The sequence below is a fragment of the Staphylococcus sp. aM genome, assembly GCF_052975125.1.
The window spans coordinates 766,443-783,257 of sequence record NZ_CP121447.1; the positions used below are offsets into that span (position 1 = coordinate 766,443).

Genomic DNA, 16,815 nt, shown 5'->3' on the forward strand with positions numbered 1-16,815 from the left:
CAATTTACGCTAGGAGTTTTTTACAAAAAGCTTGTGAAAATATTTGCAATTGAGTAATTTGTCATTGTACAATAGGTCTTAATGGGAAGGAGGATAGAAGATAAATATTACAAAGCGCCTGTGCAAGTTGTTGTTATAATGCAGTAATTAAGAATTTAATTCAAATGTTGAAATTCTTATAGCTTATAAGCACATCTTGTAGACGAGGAGGATAGTGATCGAAAAGATCGGCGGATGCTATCCCGGATGTGGCTCATTCGTTAGCTTATTAAGTAAAACAGTAGGGCAACCTATTGGACAAAGTTAATAAGATCGCCAATAAATATTATATAAAATGAAAGACGTTAGAATGTTAAGTGTGATAAAATATCACGCTTATTTTCAAGTGGGTTTAAATAAGTTTTTGTTCACTTGTAGTACCGAAATAATAATGATAGAAGATTACTAAACTAAATTATGGGTAATAAATCATTGTTACTAACGTTATTTCAATAATTGGAGGAAATATAAATATGTGCGGAATAGTAGGATATATTGGCTACGATAATGCCAAAGAATTATTATTAAAAGGATTAGAAAAATTAGAATATAGAGGCTATGATTCAGCAGGTGTTGCTGTTGCAAATGAAGCAGGTACTAAAGTATTTAAAGAAAAAGGACGTATCGCAGAATTACGAAAAGTAGCTGATAGTAGCGATATTGATGGTACAGTTGGAATCGGTCACACTCGTTGGGCAACTCACGGTGTTCCAAATTACGAAAATTCACATCCACATCAATCTACAACTGGTCGTTTTACACTAGTACATAATGGTGTAATTGAAAACTATGAAGAATTAAGAAGTGAATACTTAAGCGATGTTACGTTTGTTTCTGAGACAGATACAGAAGTTATTGTTCAATTAGTTGAATATTTCTCTAAACAAGGTTTCGAAACAGAAGACGCATTTACAAAAGTAGTATCATTATTACATGGTTCTTATGCGTTAGGTTTATTAGATGAAAAAGATAAAGATACAATGTTTGTTGCTAAAAACAAATCACCACTATTAATTGGTGTTGGCGATGGCTTTAATGTTATTGCTTCTGATGCTTTAGCAATGTTACAAGCAACAAATGAATATAAAGAAATTCACGACCATGAAATCGTTATTGTGAAACGTGACGAAGTAATTATTAAAGATGCTAATGGTCAAGTTCAAGAACGTGAAACATACACTGCTGAAATTGATGCTTCAGATGCAGAAAAAGGTGTGTATGATCACTACATGCTAAAAGAAATTCATGAACAACCAGCAGTAATGCGTCGTATTATTCAAGAATACCAAGATGATGAAGGTAACTTGAAAATTGATGAAGATATTATCAATGACGTATCACAAGCAGATCGTATCTATATTATTGCTGCAGGTACTAGCTATCATGCAGGATTAGTAGGTAAAGAATTCTTAGAAAAATGGTCTGGTGTGCCAACAGAAGTACATGTGGCATCTGAGTTTGTATACAACATGCCATTATTATCTGAAAAACCATTATTCATTTATATTTCACAATCTGGTGAAACTGCAGATAGCCGTGCAGTATTAGTTGAAACTAAGAAATTAGGTCATAAAGCATTAACAATTACGAATGTACCTGGTTCTACATTATCTCGTGAAGCAGACCATACTTTATTATTACATGCTGGTCCAGAAATTGCTGTAGCCTCTACAAAAGCTTATACAGCTCAAATTGCTGTATTATCTATCTTAGCTCAAATCGTTGCTAGAACGCATGGTCGTGAAGCGGATATCGATTTGTTGAGAGAATTAGCTAAAGTGACTACTGCAATCGAAACAATCGTAGATGATGCACCAGTAATGGAAAAAATTGCTACTGATTTCCTTGAAACTACTAGAAATGCATTCTTTATTGGTCGTACTATTGATTATAATGTCAGCCAAGAAGGTGCATTAAAACTTAAAGAAATTTCATATATCCAAGCTGAAGGATTTGCTGGTGGAGAATTAAAACACGGTACAATTGCCTTAATTGAAGATCGTACACCAGTAATAGCTTTAGCAACTCAAGATAATGTAAACTTATCAATCCGTGGTAATGTTAAAGAAGTTGCAGCACGTGGTGCTAGCACTTGTATTATTTCTATGGAAGGTTTAGATAAAGAAGATGATACTTACGTGATTCCTCACGTTCATGAATTATTAACACCATTAGTTTCTGTAGTGGCATTACAATTGATTTCTTATTATGCTGCGTTACACAGAGACCTTGATGTGGATAAACCACGTAATTTAGCTAAATCAGTAACAGTAGAATAATCTTTAGAAAATAATTTGAAATATTTATAAAAGTTCTTGATAGCCTCTTTTTAGTTAATATTAACTGAGAAGAGGTTATTTTTATTGCACTTTTATTCATTTAATGACAAAATTTTAAGTAATATATGATAATGTTATGGAGGAAAATATGGACAACATTAAAGCAATATTTTTAGATATGGATGGTACGATTTTACATGAAGATAACAAAGCATCAGAATATACGAGAGATGTCATTAATGCTTTAAGAGAAAATGGATATAAAGTATTTTTAGCAACTGGACGTTCATATTCTGAAATTCATCAACTTGTTCCTGAAGGTTTTTCAGTAGATGGTATTATTAGCTCAAATGGAACTACAGGGGAAGTTAATGATGAAAATATATTCAAGCATAGTATGTCTCTAGAATCAGTTAAACGTATAGTGTCATTGGCGCAACAACAAAATATTTACTATGAAGTATTTCCATTTGGTGAACAACGACTTGTATTAAAAGAAGATGAGCAATGGATGAGAAATATGATTAGCGGTGGAGATACACCACCTAATAATGTAGGTCAAAGTGAATGGGCTTCAAGACAAGATGCGCTCAAGGATAAAATTCAATGGGTAGAGAGTTTACCAGATAAAGACTATTCGAAAATATACTTATTTGACACAAACTTAGATAAAATCACTCATTTCAGAGATGAATTAAAGCAAAATAAAGTGACTCTAAATATTAGTGTTTCTAATTCATCACGTTATAATGCTGAAACAATGGCTTATAATACTGATAAAGGTACTGGTATTAAGGAAATGATTGAACATTTTAATATTAAACAAGAAGAGACTCTTGTTATGGGTGATAGTGATAACGATAGAGCTATGTTTGAATTTGGGAATTTTACAGTGGCAATGAAAAATGCACGAACTGAGATTAAAGCATTGACGAATGATGTGACAGAATTTACTAATGAAGAAGATGGTGCGGCTAAATATTTGAAAAAACATTTATTAGACTAAATTGGTATAGTAATTTGATAAATAAAATAAGACGGCGTTCAAAGGTTTAAAACCAATGAACGCCGTCTTTTATTATTATCAATTATTATTTATTATTAGGATTGTTTTTATCAATTGTATCTTTTGCTGTTTTTTCTAAATCATCTTTTTTTGATGTTGCTGTATTTGATAAATCTTCTTTATGTTGAGTAGCTTTATCGTTTAAGTCTTTATTAGAATCTTGAGCATTAGATTGTGTTGAATCTTTTAAATTACTTGTATGATCATTAACATTGTCTTTAGTTTTATCTTGTAATTGACTAGATTGTGTTGATTTTGATTTAGCATCTTTATTATTTATAGCTTTATCTTTTTTGTCTTTTTTACCTTTTTTAGAATCAGTAGTTACTTTTTCGCCTCGTAGTACGAAATATTGAACGATTCCCATTAATAAAGCATAGTAAATAAATAGTGTTACTAAAATAACAATAACTTGTAAAATAACTAATAATACTTGCGCAACTGTTTGTGACATACTACCAGTTGCCATTTGTACAAGAGTCACTAATACACGTGTGATGATAGTAATTAATAAATTAATTAATAAAATACCAATGAAGAATTTTAACCATGTTTTATGGCCATTTTTAATTGCTTTAAATCCTTCTTTGAAAAGTTTAATTGGTCCTTGTGTTGGGTTTTCTGTGTATGCTGCTGTGTAATTAATGATTAACACAAAGAAAAACCAATAAAAGATTGAAGTAATGAATCCAACAATTAAAGTTACACCAATTTGGAATGCTAGGTAAGCAGGCATTGGATTATCCATGCCACTAATAGGTCCTTGAATAGCATTTACTAATGGTGATATTACAAGGCCAAGCAATTTATTTACTAAAAATAAAATGACTCCCATTATGATAAATAATGCTACAGTGATTAATGCTAGTAATACACTTTTACCATAATGACCTTTTTTGAATGAGATAAATAAATCTGAGAATTTAACTTTTTCTTTTCTGATTGCTTTTGAAATAACATTAATCGCACCTGCAATTAATTGATAACCTAAAAAGATAAATAATAAAATTACGACTAATGCAAGTCCAATAATCGGTGTAAGTAATGGTCCGACTGGTTGACCGAATTGCATCATCATTTGCAATTGCATGATTTGTTGACCAATCATAGCCATTGCCACTCTACCGATTAAAAAAATGACGATAAAGCTTACTAATGTAAATAGTATTGCTTTAAGATTCTGAGGTTTAGCATTCTTAAATGCTAAGTTGTAATATTTAAACAAATTTTAAGCACTCCTTTTCGTTAATATAAATACAATATCAAAAATTTGGACTTTTTCAAATTAATATCTAACATAATAGGGTATTAAGTGTTAAAATGTTCTAATGAATTGAAAATGAAAGGAGATATCATCATGAAATTTGCAATTATTACTGACGTGCATGGTAACTTTGATGCATTAGAAACTGTATTGGATGATATTGATAATAGAGACGATATTGATAAAATTTATAATCTTGGTGACAACATTGGAATTGGTCACGAGACAAATAAAGTATTAGATCATATATTTGATCGTGACGATATGGAAATGATTGCAGGGAATCATGATGAAGCTATTATGTCTGTTGTTAATGGCACTCCTTATCCGGATGATTTAAAAGATAAGTTTTATGAACACCACCGATGGATTGCAGGCCATTTAGATGAAGACTATTATGAAGAACTCAATCAATTACCACGTTATATTGAAAAAACAATTTGTGGGAAAAAAGTATTATTTATCCATTATGAAATAGAGAATGATAAATTGTCTTCGTCAATTGATGAACAACCATTTAGTCCAATCGTTAAAGATGATGAAAATGAAATGACTCAATTATTTGCGGATAAAGATGCTGATTTAATCATATTTGGCCATAACCATCGTTTGCATATGTTTGATGACAAAAACAAAATGTATTTCAATCCAGGTGCTGTTGGATTAAATAATGGATCACATGCTGTATATGGTATAGTAACGGTTACTGACACAGACATTTCATTAGAAAGAGTTAAATTAGCATACGATAATGAAGAATTTTTAGAAGGATTTGAAGCGAAACAGGTACCTGCAAAAGAACTTATATTTGAAAAATTTATGTAATTAAAAGTTGCCCCATCATTAGATTGATGGAGCAACTTTTTTATATTAATGATGATGAACGCCAGTACAAAGTGTTGTTTCGTCATGATCATGATTTGCTGTTTCTAATTGAATTGTCATATGTTGAATATTTAAATGTAATAAATCATGTTCGATACGTTTAAGTAATTGCTCGCAGTCTTTGACAGTTAAAGTATCTGGCACAACGGCATGGCAACTTAATGCGTTCATATCATTAGATATCGTCCATACATGATAATCATGGACGCTTTGAATTTCAATGTTTTTCGTTAAAGTTTGAATAACGATATCTAAATCAACGTCGGTTGGTGTGCCTTCCATTAATATATTTAAAGATGATTTAGCAATACCATAAGCACTTTTTAAGATAATAACAGAAACTAAAATACTTGCTATCGGGTCAGCAATCGTCCAACCCAATGTCCAAATTAATATTGCAGCGACAATTGCACCAATAGATCCAAATAAGTCACCAAGTACATGTAAGAATGCACCGCGCATATTTAAATTGTGTGAAGTATCTCCACCTTTAAACATTAAAAGTGCAATGACAACATTGACAATTAAACCTAAGATACTGATGACAAACATTTCTTTTGATTGAACTTCTGGTGGCGTGAAAAAGCGTTTAATAGCTTCTATAACGATTAAAATACTAATGACAAATAGTGTAACACCATTAAAAAGTGCCGCTAAGACTTCAAATCGTTTATAACCATAGGTCTTAGATACTGTTGCATGTTTTTCAGCATAGATAAATGCAATGAGTGCTACTAATAGTGATAGGGCATCACTGAACATATGGAAGCCGTCAGAAAGTAAGGCCAGACTATTGGCTAAAAAACCGCCAATAATTTCTACTAACATAAATAGGGCTATAATAATAAATGAGATTAATAAGATTTTTTTGTTGTTTGTATGTACATGCCCGTGTGCGTGTGAATGTGCATGATCATGATGATGTGTTGACATATTATTTTTCACCTTCTATAGGGTGACTCGCATGATGAATTGCTTGTTTCAATAAAGTAGAAACATGTTGGTCATCTAAAGAATAAATCATACTTTGACCCTGACGTTTTGATTTTACCAGATTTACCGATTTTAAAAGTTTAAGTTGATGGGAGACATTAGATTGAGTTAACGACAATGAATGTGAAATGTGGCCAACACTTGCTTCACCTGACGCTAATAATTCCATGATTCTAATGCGGTTAATATCACTTAAAGCTTTGAAAATATCTGTCACTCGTTCTAAAGTTTGTTGATTAGACATGTCTATATTCTTTTCAGTCATACGAACACCTCTTAATATATGAATATGTATTCATATATTAATATAAACTAGTACGTATTTTTAGTCAACAGAGATTTAGCGTTTAAATAATGAGGAAAAAGGTAAGAATAATGATATAAGTTTTTAAGGAGGACGTTTAATATGAGTATTTTGATTATAGGCGCTAATGGTGGCGTGGGCTCTAAGTTAGTTGATCAATTAAAAGATGATAATGTTGATTTTACTGCAGGTGTGAGAAAAGATGAACAAGTTAAAGCATTAGAAGATAAAGGTATTAAAGCTTTAAATATTGATGTTGAAAAAGAAAGTATTGAAGAATTAAAGAATAAGTTTCAATCTTTTGATAAAGTCCTTTTCTCAGTGGGTTCTGGTGGTAGTACTGGAGCTGATAAAACAATATATGTAGATTTAGATGGTGCAGTAAAAACGATTAAAGCAAGTGAAGAAGCGGATATTAAGCATTATGTAATGGTTTCAACGTACGATTCAAGAAGAGAAGCGTTTGATCAAAGTGGCGACTTAAAACCTTATACTATCGCTAAGCACTATGCGGATGATTATTTAAGACATTCTAATTTAAATTATACCATTGTGCATCCAGGTGGTCTTAAAGATGACAAAGGTACTGGTCAAATAAAAGCAGATTTATATTTTGATAGTTATGGTTCAATACCACGAGAAGATGTAGCTAGTGTGTTAAATTACGTAGTAACTTCTGATAAATTCAACAAGCAAGAATTTCAAATTTTATCTGGTAATGAATCTATTAAAGATGCATTAAAATCTTACGAATAATGAAGTAGTAAATATAGAGATATACAAATATATAGGGCGAGCAAGTCATTGCTTGGCCTATATATTTTTTATACTTTTTAACCCCAAACAATGAAATATACTGTTACTATTCATTTGGATTATAAATTGATATAATATCGGAGATCACCTTAAATGTACTAAGAAAGTATAATTAAAAGTAATGAATGACATAAATATCGATTGAAAATAGTCAATAATCATCTTAACCATAAAAATATGAATTGTGATACAATCACATATAGTGAGTTAAATTTATTAATTGTTGATATAAACATTAATAATGAAATACATAGTATACGAATCGTTGATTGAGTATTGGTCAATGATAATTACATAAACATCAAGAGTAATGGAGGTGTAGACATGCCACTGTTTTTAAAACCTATTTTCCATGAGAAAATGTGGGGTGGTAATAAATTAGAAACCTTTGGATACCAACTACCCAATCAACAAATTGGAGAATGTTGGGGAATCTCAGCTCACCCTAATGGTAAAAATATAATTAAGAATGGTCCCTATGCAGGTCAAACTTTAGATCAAGTATGGGCAGAACATCGAGAATTATTCGGTGAGTTTCCAAGTAAGGATTTTCCATTGCTCGCTAAAATTGTTGATGCAGAATCACCGTTATCTATTCATGTTCATCCTGATGATTCTTATGCTTATGAAAATGAGAATGGTCAATATGGAAAATCAGAATGTTGGTACGTGATTGATGCAGAGGAAGGGTCTGAAATTATATTAGGTACAACTGCAGATTCAAAAGAAACATTTAAACAGCATCTAGATGCTGGTACTGTCGAAGATACATTAAGAAAAGTAAATGTAAAGTCGGGTGAATTTTACTTTGTACCAGCTGGAACAATTCATAGTATCGGTGCTGGTATTGTTGCATATGAAGTTATGCAGTCTTCGGACATTTCATATCGAGTTTATGACTATCAACGCGATAATCATAACGGTGAGTCAAGAGAACTTAATATTAATAAAGCATTAGATGTTATGGCATTTAATAATGAATTGCCTAATATTGTTCCAGAAAAAGAAATTATAGAAAGTCATCAATGCACACATATTGTTTCTAATGATTTCTTCACTATAGTTAAATGGGAAATTTCAGGAACATTAAATTATATGAAACCACGCGAGTTTTGTTTAGTGTCTGTAATAGATGGTGAAGGGAAATTAATTACAGACGGTGATATTTTTGATATTCAAAAAGGAAGCCATTTTGTCCTGACTTCAGAGGATTTAGATAATGTATTTGAAGGCGACTTTTCTTTAATAATTAGTTATATCTAAAGTATTTAATGATTAAATAAAGGATGTTCAAATTATGAAACAGTTTTTATATATTTCATTACTATGTGGCGTTATTGCAGGTGCAGGTGTATTTCTAAATATGCCACATTATCCTTCATTAATGATTCCTAGATTAGTTGCTATGATAGGGGTTTTTAGTGCAGCTATCACGTTTCGAGATAAAGAAAGCAGTGCCATGTTATCTTTAGGTGGAGTGATGATTAATTTATTGCCACTTCTCGGTTCATTCGTACCTTCTCATTAAATTTGAAAAAATGTCTTTGTTAAATTAATAACTAAAAATAATTTATATATAGACTAATGCGGATTTTAGCATTAGTCTATTTTTAATTATTTAAGTCCTGAATGATTGCTTTTTAATAAAATATTAGAAAAATAGTTGTAGTAGTATTGGTGTGTTAGATATAATAAGGTAATTAAAATAACTTATTTTACATATAATAAGGTGAGGAGATTCGTGATGACAGAAGAAATCAATTACTTTTGGTTAAATTGTGGTTATAATAGATGGAATCATAATGAACCATTAGTAGGTCAAACGACATTATTTGAATCAGGTGCACAATTTAATCCTACTCAAGGATTTAGAGCATTTAAAAAAGCAAAAGCCGGCGATCAAGTCATCTTTTATCAAGTACAAACAGATACAGGATTGCTAGGTTTTGGAGAAATACTAAGTGTTCAAGCAGGTGCACAAAACAAAATTAGAGTTGAATTTAAATTTAATGAAACGTTAAATCCTTTAACAACGGATTATTTAAAACGTAGTGAAGCATTAGATTTTAGAATGAGTAATATGAAAGAAACACTATTTAATCAAATTAGAAAAGAAGAATTTGATCTTATCGTTCAACTTGGTAAAGGTGAAACAAAAATTCCGCGTTATTTCTTTCTGTCAGAAACAGAAGATTTTGAACCGGGAAAAAGCTATACAATATACACGCATACCTACAATGGTATTAAACGTAATGGCTATCACTTTTATACACAGTTAGAAGTTGGAGATAATGTAATTATATACAATAAATATCAAAATCAATCTGTAATTGGTGTGGGTGAAGTAACTAGACATATCCATGAAAAGCCACCTATTCCCGGCAGAACCAATAGTACAGCTATTGAAATTATGTTTGGTAAACATATTACACCAATATCACTTGGTCATTTGAACAAGCATCCGAAGCTTAAAAACTTATATTTCTTACAAGAAAATGCTAAACAAGCAATAGCAAGTATGTCACAAGTTCAATATGATGCTATTTTAGAAATGAGCGATAATAACGGTATTAAGAATCCATTTGAAACAGTGGAGAAATCACATTTACTAGAAGAGCAACAACAAGAAACAACAATTAAGCCTTTTATTTTACTAGTTGTTGATAAAAAAGAAGAAGGTTTAAAAGCTGCAAATGATTTATTACAAAAGACAAATGCTAATCCAATTATTACATCTGGACATCCAGATTTTAGCGAAGATATGTTATATGGTAAGTACCTACCTAACGAAAGTGGTGCGTTATACTATCGTGAAGGTTTTATCACTCAGAATATGCCTAAAAAAGATAAAAGCTATCTTGTAATAGACAACTTTAATAGAATAAATCCTGACATATTCCAAACTTATATCAATGTGCTTGAAGGTTATGAAGTGACATTACCAAGATATAACAAAGAAGGTAATATGATTAAGTGGTCAAAAGAAAAAGACTCATTTTATCATTTTAATCCTAACTGGCACATTATTGGTGTCACTTATGACTCATTAGAAGAAATTCAGCAAAAATATTCTCAACAATTTTTAAAATATACTAGAATAGTAAAAGTTAACCAAGACTAACCCCTAAGTTGATTTTATGAATTAATCATATAGTACCCTATGATTGAATAGGTGATGTATGAACGCATTCATAAAATCAACTTATTTTTTTATCAAAAAGTCGATGTTTTGTTTATAAAAAGAGAAATAGGAAAAATAATAAATGAGATAAAAAGGAGTGAGGTTATTATGGCAATTATTTATTATGATGGCAATTGTGTTTATTGCTATAACTATGCGATATGGTTAATTCAAAAAGGTTTATCACACAAATATGAATTTGCAACATTAAAAGGTGAGTACGGTCAACAGTTGTTTAATCAACATCCCGAGGCGAAGGATAGAAATAGTGTAATTGTAGTAGATGGAGACCATATTGAATATGAATCTACAGCGATTGCTTCACTTATAACGTCACTGCCTAATCAGTATAAATTTTTAGGTTTATTATTATATGTCGTACCTAAGCCAATTAGAAATTTTGGTTATCAATTATTTGCTAATAACAGAGATAAAATGTGGCACACACATTGGCATCAACCTAATGCTTATGAGAAATCATTCTTTTTAGATGATAATGAGCATGTCAAATTGACTTATTCTCAATTATAGTATTTAATTGAGAAAAGAAATTACTAATTAAAAAAGTATAATCATAGATAAAGTTTTATATCTTGAATAAAGTGATTCATTTGTGAACATAATTCGAACTTGTTTATAATAATTCTAAACAAGAGTATCATTTTACTTTACATATTATAATGATTCTAATATAATAAAGGTATAGTCAATGAATTAAAGGAGCGTATATTAATATGACAAATCATAATGAAGTAGTAAAAGAATTAAACCAACAAGTTGCTAACTGGACAGTTGCTTATACTAAATTGCATAACTTCCATTGGTATGTAAAAGGACCTAATTTCTTCTCATTACATGTGAAATTTGAAGAGTTATACAATGAGGCTGCACAATATGTAGATGATTTAGCAGAACGTATTCTAGCAGTTGGTGGTAATCCTGTTGGAACATTGAAAGAAAGTCTAGATATGTCAATCGTTGAAGAAGCTGGCAAAGGTTACGCTGCTGAACAAATGGTTGAAGAATTATCTAAAGATTTCACAAACATTTCAAAACAATTAGAAAATGCTATTAAGGTAGCAGGTGACGCTGGCGATGATGTATCTGAAGATATGTTTATCGGTATGCAAACGTCAGTAGATAAACATAATTGGATGTTACAATCTTATTTAGGTAAATAAGACGACTATAAAATTAAGCTAAGAGGGACTTTGATTAAGAAAGTTCCTCTTAGCTTTTCAAAAAAGATTTTACTAAATAACAACGCCATTGTTTCTTGTTATTTAGTAAAATCTTAATAAAAGGACCAAGCACATCTATTAAAAGTGCTTGGTCTTATTTTTATTCAGCTATTTCTAATGCAATTTCCATCATTTGTGTAAATGATGTTTGACGTTCTTCTGCAGTTGTTGCTTCATCTCGTAAGATATGATCGCTTACTGTGAAAACGCCTAATGCTTTTTTACCAGCATGAATGGCATTTAAATATAACCCAGCTGATTCCATCTCAATGCCTAAAATCCCCATTTTCTTCCATGCATCATTAAACGTTTCATCTGCATTGTAAAAAGTATCTGATGATAAAACGTTACCAACATGAGATACTGCGCCGATATTATCAGCAGCAAGTTTTGCTTTTGTCACTAAATCAAAGTCAGCGATAGGTGCAAAATGACCAGGAATTTGATATTGATCAACATAATTTGAGTTAGTAGATGCAGCTTGTGCGATGATGACATCATATAAATTTACATGTTCTTGTAATGCACCACATGAACCCACGCGGATGATTGTGTCTACATCAAAGAAATTATAAAGCTCATACGAATAAATACCTATACTAGGTATACCCATACCAGAACCCATAACTGAAATCTCTTTACCTTTATATGTTCCTGTATATCCAAACATATTACGAACTTCATTGAATTGTTCAACATTTTCTAAGAAGTTATCAGCAATGTATTTTGCACGTAGTGGATCACCTGGCATTAATACTGTTTTAGCGATTTTAACTCCATTAGGTTGAATATGAGGTGTGCCTTTTGTCATTTGTTATCTTCTCCTTAATTACATGATTATGTTTAAGATAACATTTGTTTAAATTTATTGCTAATTTTTGTACTATATAGTTGAAGGGTATGTTTAACGAATGCATTCGTTCACCGCATGAGTTGGACGAAAATAGCATTTTAAATAAGTGAGGAGGACCTTTTAATGAATTATGCAAAATATATAGACCACACACAGTTAAAACCTGAATCAACACGTGAACAAATCGATAAAATAATCAGTGAAGCTAAGGAATACGGTTTTAAATCGATTTGTGTTAATCCAACACACGTGGAGTATTCAGCAGAACAATTAAAAGGAACAGACGTATTAGTATGTACTGTCATCGGTTTTCCACTCGGTGCATCGACTAAAGAAGTAAAAGCATTTGAAACGAAAAATGCCATTGAAAATGGTGCTAAAGAAATTGATATGGTGATTAATATTGGTGCATTAAAAGATAAGCGCTTTAACGATGTCAAAGAAGATATAGAGAGCGTAGTGACTGCAGCGAATGGTAAGACGGTTAAAGTCATCATAGAAACTGTCTTATTAACAGATGAAGAAAAGGTAAAAGCATGCGAGCTTGCAAAAGAAGCGGGTGCACATTTTGTTAAAACTTCTACAGGATTTGCTGGTGGAGGTGCTACAGCTGAAGACGTTAAATTAATGAAAGATACAGTCGGTGATGCATTAGAAGTCAAAGCTTCAGGCGGTGTACGTAATTTAGAAGATTTTAATCGCATGTTAGAAGCAGGTGCGACACGTATTGGCGCGAGTGCAGGTGTACAAATTATTCAAGGGTTAGAATCAGATTCAAGTTATTAATTCATCTCATTAAAGTAAAGAAGCGCAAATCAAGAAACAATCATCTAAAAAGGGGCTGTTTTTATGAGAATGATAGATATTATTGAAAAGAAACGTGACGGGAAATCATTAAACAAGGAAGAAATCGACTTCTTCATCAAAGGCTATACCAATGGAGATATACCAGATTATCAAGCGTCAAGTTTAGCTATGGCAATCTTCTTTCAAGATATGAATGAAGAAGAGCGTGCTCACTTAACAATGGCAATGGTTAATTCTGGAGATGTCATCGATTTATCTGATATTGAAGGGATTAAAGTAGATAAACATTCTACAGGTGGTGTTGGTGATACAACAACATTAGTACTAGCACCATTAGTGGCTTCAGTAGGTGTTCCAGTAGCTAAAATGAGTGGTCGTGGATTAGGCCATACAGGTGGCACAATTGATAAATTAGAGTCTGCGAAAGGTTTTCATGTTGAATTAACTGAAGATGAATTTATTAAGTTAGTCAATGAGAACCAGGTCGCAGTTATGGGACAATCTGGTAACCTAACACCGGCAGATAAAAAGTTATATGCATTAAGAGATGTTACTGGAACTGTCAATTCTATTCCTTTAATCGCATCTTCAATCATGAGTAAAAAAATTGCAGCTGGAGCTGACGCAATTGTTCTAGATGTAAAAACAGGTAGTGGTGCATTCATGAAGACACTGGAAGATGCCGAAGCTTTAGCGCATGCGATGGTAAGTATTGGTAATAACGTTGGAAGAAATACAATGGCGATTATTTCTGATATGAGTCAACCTTTAGGTAACACGATTGGTAATGGCTTAGAGCTAAAAGAAGCAATTGAAACACTACAAGGACATGGTCCAGATGATTTAACAGAATTGGTACTTACATTAGGTTCACAAATGGTTGTACTTGCTAAAAAAGCAGATAATTTAAAAGATGCACGTGAATTATTAGAAGCAGCAATTCAATCTGGTAAAGCTTTAGATAAATTTAAAACTTTTATTAGTAATCAAGGCGGCGATGTAAGCATAATAGAACGTCCTGACAGTCTTGAAGATGCGAAATACAAAATTGAATATACTGCTCAAAAGGATGGTTTTATATCAGAAATGGTGGCTAATGAAATTGGGGTTGCATCAATGATGTTAGGTGCAGGTAGACAAACTAAAGAAGATATCATCGATTTAAGTGTGGGTATCGTTTTAAATAAAAAAGTCGGCGATAAAGTAAATGCTGGTGAGTCTATCCTAACCATCCATAGTAATAAAGAAAATGTAAATGATATATTTGATAAATTAAACGAAAGTATTAAAATTGATAGTGAAGGTTACACACCAACATTAATACACAAAATAATTACCGAGTAGGAGATGTAAATATGACTACACCATTTAAACGTGTGCATCTAATTGTGATGGACTCAGTTGGTATTGGCGAAGGACCTGATGCGGCAGCATTTAATGATGAAGGTTCACATACTTTAAAGCATACACTTGAAGGTTTTGATCAGTCATTACCTCATTTAGAAAGATTAGGATTAGGAAATATCGATCAATTACCAGTTATCTCAAGTGTTGAGGAACCTCAAGCTTTTTATACAAAATTAAGTGAAGCTTCAGTAGGTAAAGATACAATGACAGGGCACTGGGAAATAATGGGATTAAATATTATGCAACCATTTAAAGTATACCCTGATGGTTTTCCTGATGAATTAGTTCATGAAATTGAAAATATGACAGGTAGAAAGGTCGTTGCTAATCGTCCTGCGTCTGGTACTCAGATTATTGACGAGTGGGGCGAACATCAAATGAAAACTGGTGATTTGATTGTATATACAAGTGCTGACCCAGTACTTCAAATTGCGGCACATGAAGATGTGATCCCTTTAGAAGAACTATATGATATATGTGAGAAAGTGAGAGAGTTAACTAAAGATCCTAAGTATTTAATTGGCAGGATTATTGCTCGACCATATGTTGGTGAACCTGGTAACTTTACACGCACATCTAATCGTCACGACTATGCATTAAAGCCGTTTGGTAAAACAGTTATGAATGCATTAAAAGATAACGGTTATGATGTTATTGCAATCGGAAAAATTAATGACATCTATGATGGTGAAGGTGTAACTGAAGCTATCCGAACTAAAAGCAATATGGATGGCATGGATCAATTAATTAATGTTGTAAAAAAAGATTTCAATGGATTAAGTTTTCTTAATTTAGTTGATTTTGATGCACTATACGGTCATCGTCGTGATAAGCCAGGATATGCACAAGCAATCAAGGACTTTGATAATCGATTGCCCGAGCTTATCGACAACTTAAATGAAGATGATTTAGTAATTATTACAGCAGATCATGGTAATGATCCAACAGCTGAAGGTACAGACCATACTAGAGAGTATATACCTGTACTAATGTTTAGTCCGAAAATCAAAAAGTATCATGAATTACCTGGAGATACAACATTTAGTTCATTAGGTGCAACAATTGCAGATAATTTCAACGTAGAAATGCTCGAATTTGGAAAAAGTTATTTAAAAGAAATGGGAGTGGAACACGAATGAAATTTCTAAGATGGTTATTAGGTATTAGTTTTGGAACAGCAGGTGTATTACATTTTACGAGAGAAAGACAGTTCAGAAATATAGTGCCTGATTATTTACCTTTACAAAAAACAGCAGTACTTGTAACTGGTGTTTTTGAAATATTCTTTGGTATCGCATTACTTATTAAACGCCCAGCAAGCTGGTTGAAAAAAGGAATAAATCTATTCTTATTAGCAGTTTTACCTGCCAATGTTTATATGGCTAGAAAAAAACTACCACTTGGTGATAAAGAAGTGCCAGCATGGGCATTATGGTTACGTTTACCATTACAATTTGTACTTATTAGTCTTGTAAAAAAATTATAAAATTAAATAAGCCAGGATGTTAGCTTCATTACTAACATTCTGGCATTTTTAAAAGTATTTTAAAGTAAAATGACATGTTAATAAGGAGTATTGTTGACGAGACGCCTGAGGGAGCAGTGCCAGTCGAAGACCGAGGCTAAGACGGCACCCTAGGTAGGGACCCAATACAAAGAAACTGATTAAATCAGTTTCTA

General features: G+C 32.0%; 17 protein-coding genes. 13 read left to right on the top strand and 4 right to left on the bottom strand.

The genetic code is table 11. From position 1 onward, the window contains the following. Positions 1 to 512: 512 nt before the first annotated feature. Positions 513 to 2,318 (top strand): glutamine--fructose-6-phosphate transaminase (isomerizing), encoded by a 1,806-nt coding sequence (gene glmS, locus P7F85_RS03665; RefSeq protein WP_002467205.1) that lies wholly within the window; start codon positions 513 to 515, stop codon positions 2,316 to 2,318. A 148-nt stretch (positions 2,319 to 2,466) separates the two neighbouring features. Next, positions 2,467 to 3,324 carry an HAD family hydrolase gene (locus P7F85_RS03670; RefSeq protein WP_002467226.1) on the top strand — a complete coding sequence of 286 codons (858 nt, stop codon included), beginning with the start codon at positions 2,467 to 2,469 and terminating at the stop codon, positions 3,322 to 3,324. A gap of 85 nt (positions 3,325 to 3,409) precedes the next feature. Here P7F85_RS03670 and P7F85_RS03675 read toward each other — a convergent pair whose 3' ends face one another. Beyond that, positions 3,410 to 4,609 carry a hypothetical protein gene (locus P7F85_RS03675; protein ID WP_002467216.1) on the bottom strand — a complete coding sequence of 400 codons (1,200 nt, stop codon included), beginning with the start codon at positions 4,607 to 4,609 and terminating at the stop codon, positions 3,410 to 3,412. Between the two features lie 132 nt (positions 4,610 to 4,741). On the opposite strand from P7F85_RS03675, the gene P7F85_RS03680 reads away from it, so the two are divergent. Then, on the top strand, positions 4,742 to 5,473 hold the full coding sequence (locus tag P7F85_RS03680) for a metallophosphoesterase family protein (RefSeq protein ID WP_002467221.1): 732 nt from the start codon (positions 4,742 to 4,744) through the stop codon (positions 5,471 to 5,473). 45 nt (positions 5,474 to 5,518) lie between these two features. Here the strand turns inward: P7F85_RS03680 and czrB are convergent, their stop codons facing one another. Both czrB and P7F85_RS03690 read right to left on the bottom strand, forming a co-directional pair. Next, positions 5,519 to 6,466: a CDF family zinc efflux transporter CzrB gene (gene czrB, locus P7F85_RS03685; protein WP_002467237.1), complete on the bottom strand. Its 948-nt coding sequence runs from the start codon at positions 6,464 to 6,466 to the stop codon at positions 5,519 to 5,521. 1 nt (position 6,467) lies between these two features. Further along, on the bottom strand, positions 6,468 to 6,791 hold the full coding sequence (locus tag P7F85_RS03690; protein WP_002467218.1) for an ArsR/SmtB family transcription factor: 324 nt from the start codon (positions 6,789 to 6,791) through the stop codon (positions 6,468 to 6,470). Positions 6,792 to 6,932: 141 nt separating this feature from the next. Here P7F85_RS03690 and P7F85_RS03695 point away from each other — a divergent pair, with 141 nt between their 5' ends. The 6 genes from P7F85_RS03695 (at position 6,933) to P7F85_RS03720 (ending at position 12,008) form a co-directional block, all read left to right on the top strand. Next, positions 6,933 to 7,586, top strand: a complete 654-nt coding sequence (locus P7F85_RS03695) for an NAD(P)-binding oxidoreductase (RefSeq protein ID WP_002467233.1) — start codon at positions 6,933 to 6,935, stop codon at positions 7,584 to 7,586. A gap of 384 nt (positions 7,587 to 7,970) precedes the next feature. Continuing rightward, entirely contained in the window at positions 7,971 to 8,909 is a 939-nt protein-coding gene (locus tag P7F85_RS03700) for a type I phosphomannose isomerase catalytic subunit (protein ID WP_002467207.1), read from the top strand. 34 nt (positions 8,910 to 8,943) lie between these two features. After that, a complete protein-coding gene (locus P7F85_RS03705; RefSeq protein WP_002467225.1) occupies positions 8,944 to 9,174 on the top strand; it encodes a hypothetical protein in 231 nt (76 codons plus the stop codon). Between the two features lie 216 nt (positions 9,175 to 9,390). Next, a complete protein-coding gene (locus P7F85_RS03710; protein ID WP_031464141.1) occupies positions 9,391 to 10,767 on the top strand; it encodes an EVE domain-containing protein in 1,377 nt (458 codons plus the stop codon). Positions 10,768 to 10,935: 168 nt separating this feature from the next. Then, on the top strand, positions 10,936 to 11,358 hold the full coding sequence (locus P7F85_RS03715; protein WP_002467208.1) for a thiol-disulfide oxidoreductase DCC family protein: 423 nt from the start codon (positions 10,936 to 10,938) through the stop codon (positions 11,356 to 11,358). Positions 11,359 to 11,561: 203 nt separating this feature from the next. After that, complete coding sequence (locus P7F85_RS03720) at positions 11,562 to 12,008, top strand: Dps family protein (protein ID WP_002467230.1); 447 nt, start codon at positions 11,562 to 11,564, stop codon at positions 12,006 to 12,008. A gap of 160 nt (positions 12,009 to 12,168) precedes the next feature. Here P7F85_RS03720 and deoD read toward each other — a convergent pair whose 3' ends face one another. Continuing rightward, positions 12,169 to 12,879 (bottom strand): purine-nucleoside phosphorylase, encoded by a 711-nt coding sequence (gene deoD / locus P7F85_RS03725; protein WP_002467212.1) that lies wholly within the window; start codon positions 12,877 to 12,879, stop codon positions 12,169 to 12,171. 165 nt (positions 12,880 to 13,044) lie between these two features. On the opposite strand from deoD, the gene deoC reads away from it, so the two are divergent. The 4 genes from deoC (at position 13,045) to P7F85_RS03745 (ending at position 16,621) form a co-directional block, all read left to right on the top strand. Continuing rightward, complete coding sequence (deoC, locus tag P7F85_RS03730) at positions 13,045 to 13,707, top strand: deoxyribose-phosphate aldolase (protein ID WP_002467224.1); 663 nt, start codon at positions 13,045 to 13,047, stop codon at positions 13,705 to 13,707. Between the two features lie 63 nt (positions 13,708 to 13,770). After that, the gene (locus P7F85_RS03735; RefSeq protein WP_031464143.1) at positions 13,771 to 15,072 is read left to right on the top strand and encodes a pyrimidine-nucleoside phosphorylase; all 1,302 of its coding nucleotides are present in this window, start codon (positions 13,771 to 13,773) and stop codon (positions 15,070 to 15,072) included. A gap of 11 nt (positions 15,073 to 15,083) precedes the next feature. Then, positions 15,084 to 16,274, top strand: a complete 1,191-nt coding sequence (deoB, locus tag P7F85_RS03740) for a phosphopentomutase (RefSeq protein WP_002467206.1) — start codon at positions 15,084 to 15,086, stop codon at positions 16,272 to 16,274. Further along, positions 16,271 to 16,621, top strand: a complete 351-nt coding sequence (locus P7F85_RS03745; protein ID WP_002467236.1) for a DoxX family protein — start codon at positions 16,271 to 16,273, stop codon at positions 16,619 to 16,621. The genes deoB and P7F85_RS03745 overlap by 4 nt, the downstream gene beginning before the upstream one ends. The last annotated feature ends 194 nt before the right edge of the window (positions 16,622 to 16,815 follow it).

Excerpts from the sequence above, each read along its gene's own strand:
- glmS (WP_002467205.1), top strand. The coding sequence starts at position 513 with ATGTGCGGAATAGTAGGATATATTGGCTACGATAATGCCAAAGAATTA.
- P7F85_RS03670 (WP_002467226.1), top strand. The coding sequence starts at position 2,467 with ATGGACAACATTAAAGCAATATTTTTAGATATGGATGGTACGATTTTA.
- P7F85_RS03680 (WP_002467221.1), top strand. The coding sequence starts at position 4,742 with ATGAAATTTGCAATTATTACTGACGTGCATGGTAACTTTGATGCATTA.
- czrB (WP_002467237.1), bottom strand. The coding sequence starts at position 6,466 with ATGTCAACACATCATCATGATCATGCACATTCACACGCACACGGGCAT.
- P7F85_RS03690 (WP_002467218.1), bottom strand. The coding sequence starts at position 6,791 with ATGACTGAAAAGAATATAGACATGTCTAATCAACAAACTTTAGAACGA.
- P7F85_RS03695 (WP_002467233.1), top strand. The coding sequence starts at position 6,933 with ATGAGTATTTTGATTATAGGCGCTAATGGTGGCGTGGGCTCTAAGTTA.
- P7F85_RS03700 (WP_002467207.1), top strand. The coding sequence starts at position 7,971 with ATGCCACTGTTTTTAAAACCTATTTTCCATGAGAAAATGTGGGGTGGT.
- P7F85_RS03705 (WP_002467225.1), top strand. The coding sequence starts at position 8,944 with ATGAAACAGTTTTTATATATTTCATTACTATGTGGCGTTATTGCAGGT.
- P7F85_RS03710 (WP_031464141.1), top strand. The coding sequence starts at position 9,391 with ATGACAGAAGAAATCAATTACTTTTGGTTAAATTGTGGTTATAATAGA.
- P7F85_RS03715 (WP_002467208.1), top strand. The coding sequence starts at position 10,936 with ATGGCAATTATTTATTATGATGGCAATTGTGTTTATTGCTATAACTAT.
- P7F85_RS03720 (WP_002467230.1), top strand. The coding sequence starts at position 11,562 with ATGACAAATCATAATGAAGTAGTAAAAGAATTAAACCAACAAGTTGCT.
- deoD (WP_002467212.1), bottom strand. The coding sequence starts at position 12,879 with ATGACAAAAGGCACACCTCATATTCAACCTAATGGAGTTAAAATCGCT.
- deoC (WP_002467224.1), top strand. The coding sequence starts at position 13,045 with ATGAATTATGCAAAATATATAGACCACACACAGTTAAAACCTGAATCA.
- P7F85_RS03735 (WP_031464143.1), top strand. The coding sequence starts at position 13,771 with ATGAGAATGATAGATATTATTGAAAAGAAACGTGACGGGAAATCATTA.
- deoB (WP_002467206.1), top strand. The coding sequence starts at position 15,084 with ATGACTACACCATTTAAACGTGTGCATCTAATTGTGATGGACTCAGTT.
- P7F85_RS03745 (WP_002467236.1), top strand. The coding sequence starts at position 16,271 with ATGAAATTTCTAAGATGGTTATTAGGTATTAGTTTTGGAACAGCAGGT.